This window comes from Clostridium sp. D53t1_180928_C8 (genome assembly GCF_015667795.1).
GTDB lineage: Bacteria > Bacillota > Clostridia > Clostridiales > Clostridiaceae > Clostridium.
Window position 1 is genome coordinate 25390 of sequence record NZ_JADPEL010000031.1, and the last position, 13638, is coordinate 39027.

Here is a 13638-nt window from a genome sequence, read left to right on the forward strand (position 1 = left end):
TTTTTATAATTTTATCATAAAGGCATAATAAATCCTATTCTTCGCTAAATAATTATTTTTTATTTTAGTACCTATTGATAAATTAAAAGAATACTTTATTAGTATATAGTAATACTTTAGAGGTATTTAATGACTTTTATTTACTTACTAATTATTTTTCTTATATTACTACTTTTATCAGAAATAATAGCAATATTATTAAAGCTTACTGGGCTAGATATGGAAAAAGCACGTTTTCAAGTAATTTCAATAATAACACATACCGGTTTTACTACTCGTGAATCTGAACTTATTGCCCAACATTCAAAACGACGTAGAATAGTAAGTTATCTAATGTTATTAAGCTATGTAGTTCAAGCAACCTTTTTTTCTATTTTAATATCATCCATTAAAGATAAAGGCTTTTTTAATATAATTCTTATTTCCTTTTTTATTATATTAATTATTGTACTTATATTTAAAGCTAGTAATTTATTATTAAAATTTGAACCTTTTTTATACAATCTTATATCAAAAACTCAAAAAAAATCATTAAATACTAAATCTATCCAAAATGTATTATATATTAGTGAAGAATATGAAGTTATTGAATTTGTTGTAATAGCTAAAAATCAGCTCTGTAATATACATTTAAAAGATTTTTCCTTAGACTTTATTAAGGTTCTTTTAATCGATAAAGGACATACACTAATACCAATTCCTAAAGGAAATGATCTTGTTGAAGAAGGGGACAGAGTAATTGTTTATGGACGTGTTGATAAATTAAAAGAATTGATACTTTAAGTACTTATAAAAAAAGGATGAATTCTCAATTAAATTCATCCTTTTTTATATAATTAATTATTGAACTTCACTATTATTAACTATCTTTGTTTTAGCCTTTTTATTTTGTTTAGGCTTTTTTTCATTTCTATTCTTCGCCAAAACCTCGTCTCCTTTCTTAAATAAATAATATACCTCATTTAAGAGTTATATTTAGTTTCCTCTTATTTAAGAAAAGAATACTAGAAATTATAACTGCTACTGCCAAACTATGCTTCTTCTAACTTAAAATCTCTTGTTACATTTCTTACCCATTTTCCACTTAATACTCTTACTGATGCAATTATTGACTTAATGATTTCATCGCTTTTTACAACAAAAAATACTGCTGCAATTGGCCATTTCAACACAAATGCAGTTAAGAATCCACATGGAATTGCTACAAGCCATAAGAAAATAATATCATTTACTAATACAAACTTTGCATCTCCTCCACCTCTTAAAACTCCCATCATTAAAGTAACACCAAAGCTTTGGAATACTACTATAATTGACATAGAATTCATGATTTGAATAGCAATATCCTTTGTTGTTTGTGATACATTATAAAAATCTACTACTATTGGTCTTATTATTAAAATAACGCATCCAGCCATTATTCCCATTATAATACTTAATACCCCAACAGTCCGTGAATATTCCTTAGCCTTTTCATTTCTACCTTCACCTATTGTATTTCCTATTATTACTGCCGTTGCATTTGAAAGTCCAAATATAAAAACAGTTACAAATTGAAATACAACATTGCTTATACTATTCGCAGCAACTGTTTCTGTTCCAAGTCTTCCTATTATTATAGAAATCATTGTAGATCCTGTAGACCATAAAAATTCATTAAATAATACAGGTGTACAATTTGTTAAAAAATCTTTTAATATTAGCTTATCTACTTTAAATAAATGTCTTAATTTTAAAGATATCTTATTTTCAAACTTAATCATAAAAATTAATACTATAGTAAACTCTGTTATTCTTGCTATAACAGTTGCAATAGCTGCTCCCTTTACACCTAAAGCAGGTGCTCCAAATCTACCAAATATTAATATATAATTAAAGAATGCATTAACTATTAAAGATGCACTATATACAACTAAAGATATTTTTACTGTTTTTACTGAACGCAACATCATTATAGTAGCATTTGTTATTGCATAAAAAATATATCCAATTGCTACAACCCTTAAATATGTAGCTCCTTCTTGTATAACTCTAGCATCAGTAGTATAAATCTTCATAAAATTTACTGGAAAAATAGTTGCAATAGCTATAAATATTGCTGCAATTATTATACAACCCCTATACATTATAGAAAGTATTTTATGAATTGTCTTTACATCACCTTTTCCCCAGTATTGTGATATTAATATATTAGATCCCCCAGCAAGTCCAAAAATCAATATCATTAAAATAAAGAATAAGTTATTTCCTATTGAAGCAGCTGATAACTGTACTTCCCCTAACGATCCAAGCATCATTGTATCGATCATACTTACTGCAAATGTAATTAAGTTTTGTAGTGCAATAGGTAATGCAATGCTTAAAATCAACTTATAAAAGTTTTTTTCTTTACTTATTAGCATATTTATCCCCCTCTTTCTTTTGTAAATTTTATTCCAATATAATCTATATCATATTTACTATAATTCTTCTACCATAATTTAATAAATTATCGTTTTTATTCATTATTTCTTGAAATTTTATAAAAACTATTTTAAATCATATATATTAACCTCAAAAATTTCTTCAATGTATCTAGTTATATCATAAGCTCCAAACTCTTTATTAGCTAGTATTGTAACTTCTAAATTTTCTTTTAAATATATAGACGATCTAAAATCCACTCCTGGATCACTTCCAGTTATATAATATTTATATATTTCATTTTCTTTTTTTTGTATCCAAATTCCATATCCATAATAAATATCATTATTTACTTTAATATGTGAAGTAAGTATTTCATCTGTTATTTCTTTATTTAATATCTTATAATTTAATAATCCATCCCATAATTTACTCATATCATGAGCGTTTATAAATACTCCTCCATCACCTCCACCTGTAACTGGTATAGAGTATATATTACTCTTGAAACTTCCATCATCATTTTTTATATACCCATTAGCACAATTTTTAGGCATCATATCCATTGAAAAATATCCTGACGAATTCATATTAAGGACATCAAATACATATTTTTTAATAAATTCTATGAAAGTCATATCACTTACTTTTTCAATAACTAAAGCTAAAACTACAAATGCACTATTATTGTAAGAAAACTTTTCTCCTGGCTTATTTTTCATTTTGCCATTAGATAGTAATTTTATAAAATCTCTAGGTTCCCTTAATAGATACATAGGATGTTCTATCCATAACTCATTAAAATCACTCATTACCTCTTCATCAAAATAATCTGGAATTCCACTTGTATGAGTTAATAAATGTTTAATTGTAATATCATCACTATATATATTAAAGTTTACATATTGCTTTAATAAATCATCAAAATTTATCTTTTTTTCTTCTACTAATTTAGCTATACCTATAGCTGTTAATAACTTTGCCCCTGAAGCGATACCAAATTTAGTATTTACGTTGTTTTTTCTTTCATTTGATATATCTGCATACCCAAATGATTCTTCAAATAAAATATGCTTATTATTTTTAATACTTACAACTCCTGAAAAACCATTAAGTGTATCTATATACTCTCTAATTATACTTTCCTTCATAATCATTCCCCTTAAACCATTTTTATTTTTAATAAAAAACTTTATCCTTTTATTATATCATAAATCTTACATTTCTTACTGTTTTTCATTATAATTGTTAGTGTATATTAAAAATGTTAATATGAAAGGGGAATACTATGAATAAAACTATAAAACTAACAGCACTAACTAAAAGTTCAGGGTGTGCTGCTAAAATCGGACCAGCTGTATTAGATTCAGTTTTAAATAATTTACCTAAGTTTGAAGATTCAAATCTTTTAGTAGGTTTTGATAAAAAAGATGATGCTTGTGTATATAAAATTTCTGATGATAAAGTCTCTATACAAACAGTAGATTTCTTTCCACCAATGGTTGATGATCCATATACTTTTGGACAAATTGCTGCAACAAATGCACTTAGTGATATTTATGCTATGGGGGGAGATCCTGCGGTTGCTATGAATTTATTATGTTTTCCATCATGTCTAGATCCATCCTTAATGCATGATATATTATCTGGTGGATATAGTAAAATAGCTGAGGCTGGTGCTGTAGTGGCTGGTGGACATACTATTGCTGACCCTACTCCAAAGTACGGACTATGTGTTACTGGATTTGCACATCCAAAAGAAATACTTACAAATAGTAATGCAAAAACTGGTGATGTTCTTGTTCTAACTAAACCTCTTGGTGTTGGAATTTTAAATACAGCTACAAAAGCTGATTTATTATCTCCTGAAAAAATAAAAGAAGTAACTAATGTTATGACTACATTAAATAAATATGCCAAAGATTCCTTAAAAAATCTATCTGTTAACTCTTGTACAGATGTTACAGGTTTTAGCTTAATTGGTCATGGCCATGAAATGGCAAGTGGAAGTAATAAAACTATCAATATATTTTCAGAATCTCTTCCTATAATTGCTGATGCATTAGAATATGCTAAAATGGGGATAATTCCTGAAGGTATGTATAATAACTTAGAATATTTAAAGAACTTTTTTAAATGTTCTAGCAATATTACCCAGGAAATGACAGACTTACTTTTAGATCCTCAAACATCAGGTGGGCTTTTATTATCAATGCCAGAGAAGGATGCATTAGAATATGTATCACGTATGGAATTATTTAATCCTTGGACTAAAATAATTGGAGAAGTTACTGATAAAAAAGATTATTCAATTATAATTAAATAAAATTGCGAATCAATTTATAGTTAAGGGCATTACCAGCAGTTGATTTTTTTGAACAACACTTGGCTAATAAAAAAGAAAAACACCTTCTCTAAACATCGAAGGTGTTTCCTTTCAAAATTAGAATAAGCTACATTAAATCACCTTAACTTGCTTAAGTCCTTTAATTTTTATTTTTTTGCAATTTTTTTATATAGTTATTACTTTTGCTGATTCTTTCATGGCATTAGTTATATCATACATATTACTAATTTTCCCTACTGCCAAATTTTCTTCTAATCCGTAGAAATTAAGACAAGCTCCACAAACTAGTAATTCTACTCCCTTATTTTCTAAAACTTTTAAATGTTCAATTGCTTGTTCATTTAATGTAGGTACTTTTACCCCAGCATTCATAAATAAAATTGATTTAGGTAAATCCTCACCTTCTGAAATTGTGTAAAAGAACATTTTCATTAAAGATACTCCAAGTTCATCGCTGCCAGCACCTATTATCTCTTTATTAACAAATACTGCCCAATCACCTAAGGGCTTTTTCCCTTCAATCTTTTCTAAAATCTCTTCACACTCTTCACATCCATTTGAAAAATCAACTTTAAAATTCCCATTACTCTCTTCAACTTTAGTGACAAAACCTTGACTATTTGCTAACTTTTTTAAGTTTTCAACAGCAATTTTATTATCCACTTCAATTTCAAAGAATTTTACTCCTAAATCAATCTCTTTTTTTGCCATTATAACTGGCATAGGACAATTCTTACCTTTAGCATCTATAAACTTTTTCATAAAAAATACCTCTCTTCTATTTTTAATTTATTTAATTGTTATCCATTGTAACATACATAATCTTTTTACCTAAAAGCCAATAGCTTATATAGCACTAAAAATGAACTCTACCTTTTAAATTAAGTTAAAATACTTACCTTAATCTAAAAATTAACTTTATTTTTATTACTCAGATACATTATTGCTTCTAATACTCCACCACCAATAGACCTAGCTTTATCTGATATAGTAAAACAATGGTCTTTTTCACATCTTGGATCTATATCTCCACTTTTCATACCTTTAAATACTTCTATACCTTCTTGTAGCATTCCTCTAACTATGCCATCTATTTCAGCTAAAACTTCAACCCCATCAATATAAGCAACTACTTGCCCCTTAATAACAAAGTCTCCTATAGATACTACTGGTTTTATCTTACCATCTGCTGAAGCTCTAATAATTCTTTCTTTAGTATATCCTCCTATATTTCCTGGAACACCTGTATTAGGTATTGCAGTACCATGCTCTATTACTTTTCCTAAGTAATGTCCCCTTTTAGTTTCAACTACTAAATGACAATCTACTTTAGCTTCAAAGCCAGGCCCAACTCCAATAACTATTGGTGCATCCTTAATGCTTGTACCTAAATTTTTCTTAGCTATTATTGAGTCAACTACAACTTCTGGCTTTAATTCTTTTATTATATCTGCTTTTTCATCAATTATTATTGGTATATTATTTTTTTTTATTTGATCATAAATCTCATTTATATTTCTAACCTTAATTCCCTTAATACCTTCTATTTCAACCTCATTATCGAATATAGCTTGTGAAAATGCTACTGTTCTTCTAACTGTAGTTGGCTTATCAATTTCTGTCATAATAACATCAAAACCACTTTTCTTTAATCTATACGCTATACCTGTTGCTAAATCACCAGCACCTTTTATAACTACCAACATAAAAACACCCCTAAAATTTTACTATTTTTCATCTCATGGCTATTCATTATAACACTCTAATACCTTTTAAGTTTGAGGTAATAATATCTATGCCTTAAATAATTAATTTTTAGCTTTAGAATCTCAATCTAAGAATTCTGTTTATAACTTGTAATAACTGCTTTTACATCTTTTTCTTTTAAATACTTACATATTTTTTCTGCAGAATATAATAATTCTTCATTGTCTACCTTATTAATAATAGCTCTATACTCTGCCTTATTGCATTTCTCCATATCTTTCTTTTGTCCATTTTCACTACTTAATAAAGTTGCAATATCTTTTTCATTTATTTTATCACACTGATTTTTCCCAAGTATATCACATACATGCTGCGGTCTATGACAAATATCCTTTATACTTTTACTTAATGAATCTATTCCTGCAACGCCAACAATCATAGTTGTATTCTTTAATATAACTGGCTCATGACTAGCTGGTGCCTTTAAAGGTAACATCTTCGAACCATCAGCTTCTATTAACAGAAAATCACATAATTCTATTAAAGTTATTGCAACTTCTTCACCTAGAGATGAAATCTTATCATCTCTATCCTTTATACCAACTGTAATTAAATTGGTTGTTCTAAATCTATTTATTATTTCATTTATATCACCCTTAAAGTTGATATAATCTTTAGGCATATGCATATGTGTTGTAGTCGTAACTAATACTCTCTTGCCTATACTACTTAATTCCTTTGCTAAAGTATATATTGATGTAGTCTTTCCTCCTCCACCAACAAAAGAAATTATACTTTTCTCATTAATATTAATTCCTAATGATTCATATAAATATCTCTTTTCATTTACTTTATTGTCTTCATAACAAAAAACTTTCATATCAATTCCTTACATCATAATTAATTTCTATTATTTTAAATTAATAGTTTTCTTTCTTATTAATTATACATAATTTTGAAGGTTTTATAAATACTCACCTCATTCATTTATATTTTTAAACGCTATCATATTAATTTTCACGAATATTTTTTGTTTTTTTTTAATTATTGTTCTTTAAATTCTTATAAAAAAATGCTATATTAAAGATAATTAAGATTAATTAATAATAATTATCTTTTTTTTAGAAATGGGGGACATCATATGAAAAATAAAAATGTTTTAAAACTTCTTTTAAGCCTTTCTCTAGGACTAATTTTTATCTTAATGATGAATGTAAAAACTACTGGATTATTATTCCACGAAATATTTGGAATTATTATTCTTGCAGGAATTATTATTCATAATATTTTTAATTGGAATTGGACAAAAGGAATTTCAAAAACTCTCTTTAAAAACAAATTAACTTTCAAAGCCAAAATAATGTATATTTTAGTAATACTCTTATGCTTAAGTTTATCAGTAATAACTTTAACTGGTATACTTATGTCAAAATATATCTTAACTTCTATTACAGCTAAAAATATTTTAACAATTAAATTTTTACATAAATACTCATCTTATTTTGCTGTAGGAGCTGTTTCAATACATTTTTTACTACATACAAAATATATTTTTACTTCACTAAAAAAACTTATTTTAAATATTACTGAGAAAAATGTTCGTATTGCAATTTCTCAATTTTCAATTATTATCATCTTAATAGTAATTTTATATTTTCCTATAACTACTTATTTAAATAATAATACTACTTTTTATGAAGATAACGATATTGTCTTTGAGGAAATTATAGAAGAAATACCATCAGAAAATATTGAATTAGTAGATAATACTATTTCTAATACTGATAATGTTTCTGATTCAAACTTAGTAGAAAACGATACTAATGAAACTGAAGAAAATATAAATAAAACTACTAATAATAATTTATCTAACACTGAAAATATAGATAATTCTAATTCTTCAAATTCTACTATTAATGAAAATCAAAATACTCCACAAAGTAATACAACTGTTCAAACTCCATCACAGAATAACAACAGTAATAATAATAATAATAATAGTAATAATACTCAAAATAAACCTATTGAAACTCCATCTGTAACTCCACCTCCAGTAGTTAATCCACCTATTGAGGAAGATAAAAAAGAGGATGACACTACTATTGATAATAGTGCTAATTTAGAAGCTGAATTAATGGCTTATCTTAAAAGATTAGGTTGTAACGGTTGTGAAAGAGGCTGCATGCTTGATAATCCATTCTGCATGATTGGAATTGAAAAAGCTGCAAAAGCAAAGGATAAATTTTTACAATTCCATACATATAATGTTTCAAATGATAAATTCATTATATAAGAAAAGAACTGTCAATTTTGACAGTTCTTTTCTTAATCATCACTACAAACACACATTGAATGCTGTAATTCTATATAATCTTCTTTACTTAAACTTTTTAAATATTCATCATAATGATCTTCATTGCAAAATTTTCCTATCTTATTTTCATAAAACTCATTTTCTAAATTCCTCTTGCAAAATAAACATTTATCCATATAGTAATACTCCTTAAAATTAAAAATAACTATTAAATATATTATATATCTAACAGGTATTTTATAAACTTATTCTTCGTATAAATTATCTTCTAAAATTTTATTTGCTAGAATTCCTATGTTAACTTCCTTAGTATCCATATATACATCAATAATTCTATCTACTAAAGTAACCTCAACATATTCAATCATTTTTCCATCTTCATCTTTATATTTAATAATATCATAAGTTATAATATCATCTTTAAGTTGCTTTTTAGTTATCATATTTTTCTCCTTAGTTTATAATATTTAATAAATCTTCAAAAGATTCAATTTTCTGTTCAAAACTTTCTACATCCCCAAATCCATATTCTGCATATATAAATGGAACATTTGCAGCCTTTGCCGCATTTGCATCACCTTGTGTATCACCTATATAAACTGGATTTTTTAAATTGTTTCTTTCAATAACTAATTTTATATTTTCTGCCTTAGCTAAACCAGTTCTTCCTGGACATTCATAATCAGTAAAATACTTATCTAATTTATGTGAATTAAAAAAACTTTCAATATATCCATCTTGGCAGTTGCTAACTATAAATAATTTATAATTCTTAAATAGCTTTTCTAATGTTTCTTCTAATTTATTATATAAAGTTGCTCCATAATCTCCTAAATATTCATTTTCGAACTCACAGCATTCCTTTATAATCTTCATTTGCATTTCTTCATCTAAATCTGGAAGTAAAATTTTAGCTATTTCATCTAATAACTTCCCCATACAAGGCTTTAAGTCTTCTATAGTTACTTCTTTTCTAGTTAAATTATATTTAGATATTACCATACTCCATGTCTTAGCAACTTCCTCTGTAGAGTCCCATAAAGTCCCATCTAAATCAAATATTATACCATCAAACTTCATCTTTACCTCCTAAACTTACCTATGCTACTAATTATTATATCATTATCTTATAATTTTGTATCATATATTTCAATAATCTACACTATCCTATATCCTATTTTTTATTTAAATAAATAAATTTTATGTAACACAGATTATATTAACTTAATAAAATATATTATAACAAGGAGGTTGCTTATTATGAAAAAATTTAAAAATAGTCTTTTAAATGCTTTAATTAAGTGTTGGAAAGAAATTTCTATTAGTGATAAAGCACTTATTATAATTATGATTATTTTATTAATTCAATGTATTTTTAACCTATTTACCATAGAACCAACTAATTCTAATTCAATATCTATAAATGTAATAATTCGTACATCTGTTGCTGCAATTTTTGGTTATTTTCTTAGCGAAAACTTTTTAAAAAATGAAGTTATCAAAAGTAGTAATTCTGGCATTGTAGTACCTCTTAATAAAAATGATGATGATATTAAAAAATCTCATGATTCAGCTGATCGAATATGTTCTATAGATGAAACTCCTTCAAAAGTTAATAATAAAATAGTTAAAGACTATATTTGTAATAAAACCTTACAAGTTTTAATTGCATTAACTGTATGTATTATATCATTACTTTGCTTAATTATAGGTAATAACTTCAACTTAATTCCTGCTAGTACAAGCCCAACAGTAATTCAGTTTAGAGATTTAATTAGTAGTTGCGTTGGTTTTTTATTAGGTCATTCTAGTAATTCTATAAAAAAATAAATATTAAAAATAAAATTAAGATCTGATTATTTAACTTATATATACATCAGATCTTAATTTTATATTCATAATTTATTTAAACATCTATTGTATTTTATTTCATTATGTTACAATTTTAGGTAGTATAAATTTTTAAAAGAATTAAGGAGGTTTTAATTTTGGAGAAATCTAAAGTATATTTTACTAATTTACGTACAACTGGAAATATGAACTTATTAAATAAATTAGAAAGGTTAGTAAAAAAAGCTGGTATTGAATCTTTAAATTTTAAAGATAAATTTACTGCAATAAAAATTCACTTTGGTGAACCCGGTAATTTAGCTTATCTTCGCTCAAATTATTCTAAAGTCATTGTTGATTTAATTAAAGAAAATGGTGGTAAAGTATTTTTAACTGATTGTAATACACTTTATGTTGGAAGAAGAAAAAATGCTTTAGATCACTTAGATTCAGCTTACGAAAACGGATATACTCCATTTTCTACTGGCTGTCATGTCATTATTGCTGATGGATTAAAGGGAACTGACGAAACAGTAGTTCCTATAGACTGTGGTGAATATGTTAAAGATGCAAAAATAGGAAGAGCTATTATGGATTCTGATATTTTCATTTCTATGAACCACTTTAAAGGCCATGAAGCAACTGGCTTCGGCGGTGCTCTTAAGAATATAGGCATGGGTTGTGGCTCTAGAGCTGGCAAAATGGAAATGCATAGTAATGGTAAGCCTGAAGTTGATATTGATAAATGTGTTGGATGTAGTGCTTGTGCAAAAATCTGTGCTCATTCTGCTATATCATTTGATAAAAATAGAAAATCTCATATAAATCAAAATAAATGTGTTGGATGTGGACGTTGTATAGGTGTATGTAATTTTGATGCAATTACACCTACTTCTTATGAAGCTAATGACATACTAAATAAAAAAATAGCTGAATATTCTTATGCTGTAATACATGATAAGCCACATTTTCATATTAGTTTTGTTATTGATGTTTCACCTAACTGTGATTGTCACTCTGAAAATGATGCTGCTATTATTCCTAACGTAGGTATGTTTGCATCCTTTGACCCTGTTGCTTTAGATAAAGCTTGTGCTGATATGGCAAATAAGCAAACAGTAATCAACGAAAGTTTTTTAGCTAAACAACCCCATATTCACAATGATCATTTTAAAAACACTCATCCTGACACTAATTGGGAAGTCTGTTTAGAACATGCTGAGAAACTTGGCATCGGAACTCAAAATTATGAATTAATTGAAATTTAATATAAATAAAGTCACAGTATATAAATATATTGTGACTTTATTTTATATTAAGTTTTAATTACTCTCCCATTAATCTTCTATATAATTTAGAATATTCTTCTGCTGAATTTCTCCATGAAAAATCTTTATTCATTCCTCTAAATGCTATTCCATTCCATTTAGCTCTTTCGTCAAAATATATATGTTTTGCATAATTTATAGTATTAAGCATCTCGTGAGCATTATAATTTACAAAAGAAAATCCTGTTCCACTGTCTGAATATATATTATATGGTTCTACAGTATCCTTTAATCCACCTGTTTCTCTTACTATAGGAACTGTACCATATCTTAATGCTATTAATTGAGTTAAACCACATGGTTCAAATCTTGATGGCACAAGCATAGCATCTGCTGCTGCATATATTTTATGAGCTCTATTATTAGAAAAATATATATTTCCTGATACTTTTCCTTTTAATTTCCACTCATAATATCTAAACATATTTTCATATCCCTCATCACCAGTTCCTATAACAACTAGCTGAGTGTAGTCATCAACAATTTCTTCTATAACTCTTTGAATTAAGTCTATTCCCTTTTGATCTGTTAATCTTGATATTAAGCCTACCATAAATTTATTTTTATTCTGCTCTAAACCTAACTCTTTTTGTAATTCTAGCTTATTTTTAGCTTTATTTTCAATAAAGCTATATTCGTTATATCTACTAAATATTTCATTATCAATTTCAGGATTATATTCATTATAATCTATACCATTTAATATTCCAAATAATCCACCATTTTTATCTCTTACAACACCATCTAAGCCTTCTCCATAGTATTCACTCTGTATCTCATCTTTATAGCTATTGCTTACTGTTGTTATATAGTTTGCATATACCATTCCGCCTTTTAGCATATTGGCATCTTTTTTATACTCCATATCTGTTGGTCTAAATACATAATCGGGGAATCCTGTAATTTTCTTAAGTGTTTCAACATCCCAAATTCCTTGGAATCTTAGGTTATGAATTGTCATAATAGTACGTATGTTATCATAGAAGTGATTATCTTTAAAGATAGTATGAAGATATACTGGTAATACTCCAGTTTGCCAATCATGACAATGTATTATGTCTGGTTTAAAGTTTATACTTGGTAAAATTGATAGGGCTGCTTTACTAAAGAAGCAGAACTTTTCTATATCAAACTTAGTATCTCCATAAGGTTTATCTACTCCAAAATAATGTTCATTATCTATAAAGTAAAATGTTATTCCATCATATTGAGTAGTCATAACTCCTACATGTTCTCTAATACTTACTTGTCCAAAATCCATATAAAAATGTGTTATATATTTAAAGTCACTTCTATATTGCCATGGAATACATGTATAATTTGGTATTATAACTCTTACATCAAATTCTTCTTTTGGAAATGATTTAGGAAGTGATCCTACAACGTCCGCAAGTCCCCCTGTCTTTATAAAAGGTACACTTTCAGATGCTACAAATAGTATATTTTTCATTATTTTATTTCCTCCCGATTTTTTGATTATATCTTTTACTATGATTATCATATAATGGGTCTTTGCTAAATATGCACTATTTACTTTAATTCTATTAACATTTTAACACATTTCCATTTTTTTGAAATATTTTTTACATATAATTACCAATAAATTTTCTGTAAACCTTTGTAACTTTTCTTTTTTACTTTTATCTTTTCTAATTTTATTAATTTATTAATATTTTTCCTTATTTAATATAATTTTGTATTTATATTTA

Annotated in this window: 14 protein-coding genes; 5 read left to right on the forward strand and 9 right to left on the reverse strand. The window is 26.5% G+C overall.

The features are described from left to right. The first annotated feature begins 219 nt into the window (after nucleotides 1-219). Nucleotides 220-783: a TrkA C-terminal domain-containing protein gene (locus I4V51_RS14975; protein ID WP_195989241.1), complete on the forward strand. Its 564-nt coding sequence runs from the start codon at nucleotides 220-222 to the stop codon at nucleotides 781-783. A 248-nt stretch (nucleotides 784-1031) separates the two neighbouring features. On the opposite strand, the gene I4V51_RS14980 is transcribed toward I4V51_RS14975, so the two are convergent. Further along, nucleotides 1032-2402, reverse strand: coding sequence for an MATE family efflux transporter (locus tag I4V51_RS14980; protein ID WP_195989242.1), 1371 nt, complete (start codon nucleotides 2400-2402; stop codon nucleotides 1032-1034). Nucleotides 2403-2528: 126 nt separating this feature from the next. After that, nucleotides 2529-3554, reverse strand: coding sequence for a serine hydrolase (locus I4V51_RS14985; RefSeq protein WP_207745986.1), 1026 nt, complete (start codon nucleotides 3552-3554; stop codon nucleotides 2529-2531). A 137-nt stretch (nucleotides 3555-3691) separates the two neighbouring features. On the opposite strand from I4V51_RS14985, the gene selD reads away from it, so the two are divergent. Then, nucleotides 3692-4729 carry a selenide, water dikinase SelD gene (gene selD / locus I4V51_RS14990; protein WP_195989243.1) on the forward strand — a complete coding sequence of 346 codons (1038 nt, stop codon included), beginning with the start codon at nucleotides 3692-3694 and terminating at the stop codon, nucleotides 4727-4729. Nucleotides 4730-4915: 186 nt separating this feature from the next. On the opposite strand, the gene yedF is transcribed toward selD, so the two are convergent. From yedF to yqeC, 3 genes are all read right to left on the reverse strand, one after another. After that, on the reverse strand, nucleotides 4916-5512 hold the full coding sequence (gene yedF, locus I4V51_RS14995) for a sulfurtransferase-like selenium metabolism protein YedF (RefSeq protein WP_195989244.1): 597 nt from the start codon (nucleotides 5510-5512) through the stop codon (nucleotides 4916-4918). A 143-nt stretch (nucleotides 5513-5655) separates the two neighbouring features. Next, complete coding sequence (gene yqeB / locus I4V51_RS15000) at nucleotides 5656-6456, reverse strand: selenium-dependent molybdenum cofactor biosynthesis protein YqeB (RefSeq protein ID WP_195989245.1); 801 nt, start codon at nucleotides 6454-6456, stop codon at nucleotides 5656-5658. A gap of 128 nt (nucleotides 6457-6584) precedes the next feature. After that, complete coding sequence (gene yqeC / locus I4V51_RS15005; protein WP_195989246.1) at nucleotides 6585-7337, reverse strand: selenium cofactor biosynthesis protein YqeC; 753 nt, start codon at nucleotides 7335-7337, stop codon at nucleotides 6585-6587. A gap of 261 nt (nucleotides 7338-7598) precedes the next feature. Here yqeC and I4V51_RS15010 point away from each other — a divergent pair, with 261 nt between their 5' ends. Next, nucleotides 7599-8750 carry a DUF4405 domain-containing protein gene (locus tag I4V51_RS15010; protein ID WP_195989247.1) on the forward strand — a complete coding sequence of 384 codons (1152 nt, stop codon included), beginning with the start codon at nucleotides 7599-7601 and terminating at the stop codon, nucleotides 8748-8750. 32 nt (nucleotides 8751-8782) lie between these two features. On the opposite strand, the gene I4V51_RS15015 is transcribed toward I4V51_RS15010, so the two are convergent. The 3 genes from I4V51_RS15015 to I4V51_RS15025 form a co-directional block, all read right to left on the reverse strand. After that, nucleotides 8783-8947: a hypothetical protein gene (locus tag I4V51_RS15015; RefSeq protein WP_195989248.1), complete on the reverse strand. Its 165-nt coding sequence runs from the start codon at nucleotides 8945-8947 to the stop codon at nucleotides 8783-8785. A gap of 69 nt (nucleotides 8948-9016) precedes the next feature. Next, a complete protein-coding gene (locus tag I4V51_RS15020) occupies nucleotides 9017-9214 on the reverse strand; it encodes a hypothetical protein (RefSeq protein WP_195989249.1) in 198 nt (65 codons plus the stop codon). A gap of 10 nt (nucleotides 9215-9224) precedes the next feature. Beyond that, on the reverse strand, nucleotides 9225-9851 hold the full coding sequence (locus I4V51_RS15025; protein ID WP_195989250.1) for an HAD family hydrolase: 627 nt from the start codon (nucleotides 9849-9851) through the stop codon (nucleotides 9225-9227). Nucleotides 9852-10031: 180 nt separating this feature from the next. On the opposite strand from I4V51_RS15025, the gene I4V51_RS15030 reads away from it, so the two are divergent. Both I4V51_RS15030 and I4V51_RS15035 read left to right on the forward strand, forming a co-directional pair. Next, the gene (locus I4V51_RS15030; RefSeq protein WP_195989251.1) at nucleotides 10032-10601 is read left to right on the forward strand and encodes a hypothetical protein; all 570 of its coding nucleotides are present in this window, start codon (nucleotides 10032-10034) and stop codon (nucleotides 10599-10601) included. A gap of 158 nt (nucleotides 10602-10759) precedes the next feature. After that, nucleotides 10760-11869, forward strand: coding sequence for a DUF362 domain-containing protein (locus tag I4V51_RS15035; RefSeq protein WP_195989252.1), 1110 nt, complete (start codon nucleotides 10760-10762; stop codon nucleotides 11867-11869). Nucleotides 11870-11927: 58 nt separating this feature from the next. Here the strand turns inward: I4V51_RS15035 and I4V51_RS15040 are convergent, their stop codons facing one another. After that, on the reverse strand, nucleotides 11928-13379 hold the full coding sequence (locus tag I4V51_RS15040) for a glycogen/starch synthase (protein ID WP_195989253.1): 1452 nt from the start codon (nucleotides 13377-13379) through the stop codon (nucleotides 11928-11930). Nucleotides 13380-13638: the final 259 nt, after the last annotated feature.

Excerpts from the sequence above, each read along its gene's own strand:
- yedF (WP_195989244.1), bottom strand. The coding sequence starts at position 5,512 with ATGAAAAAGTTTATAGATGCTAAAGGTAAGAATTGTCCTATGCCAGTT.
- I4V51_RS14985 (WP_207745986.1), bottom strand. The coding sequence starts at position 3,554 with ATGAAGGAAAGTATAATTAGAGAGTATATAGATACACTTAATGGTTTT.
- I4V51_RS15040 (WP_195989253.1), bottom strand. The coding sequence starts at position 13,379 with ATGAAAAATATACTATTTGTAGCATCTGAAAGTGTACCTTTTATAAAG.
- I4V51_RS15015 (WP_195989248.1), bottom strand. The coding sequence starts at position 8,947 with ATGGATAAATGTTTATTTTGCAAGAGGAATTTAGAAAATGAGTTTTAT.
- I4V51_RS15030 (WP_195989251.1), top strand. The coding sequence starts at position 10,032 with ATGAAAAAATTTAAAAATAGTCTTTTAAATGCTTTAATTAAGTGTTGG.
- yqeB (WP_195989245.1), bottom strand. The coding sequence starts at position 6,456 with ATGTTGGTAGTTATAAAAGGTGCTGGTGATTTAGCAACAGGTATAGCG.
- selD (WP_195989243.1), top strand. The coding sequence starts at position 3,692 with ATGAATAAAACTATAAAACTAACAGCACTAACTAAAAGTTCAGGGTGT.
- yqeC (WP_195989246.1), bottom strand. The coding sequence starts at position 7,337 with ATGAAAGTTTTTTGTTATGAAGACAATAAAGTAAATGAAAAGAGATAT.
- I4V51_RS15025 (WP_195989250.1), bottom strand. The coding sequence starts at position 9,851 with ATGAAGTTTGATGGTATAATATTTGATTTAGATGGGACTTTATGGGAC.
- I4V51_RS15010 (WP_195989247.1), top strand. The coding sequence starts at position 7,599 with ATGAAAAATAAAAATGTTTTAAAACTTCTTTTAAGCCTTTCTCTAGGA.
- I4V51_RS14975 (WP_195989241.1), top strand. The coding sequence starts at position 220 with ATGGAAAAAGCACGTTTTCAAGTAATTTCAATAATAACACATACCGGT.
- I4V51_RS15020 (WP_195989249.1), bottom strand. The coding sequence starts at position 9,214 with ATGATAACTAAAAAGCAACTTAAAGATGATATTATAACTTATGATATT.
- I4V51_RS14980 (WP_195989242.1), bottom strand. The coding sequence starts at position 2,402 with ATGCTAATAAGTAAAGAAAAAAACTTTTATAAGTTGATTTTAAGCATT.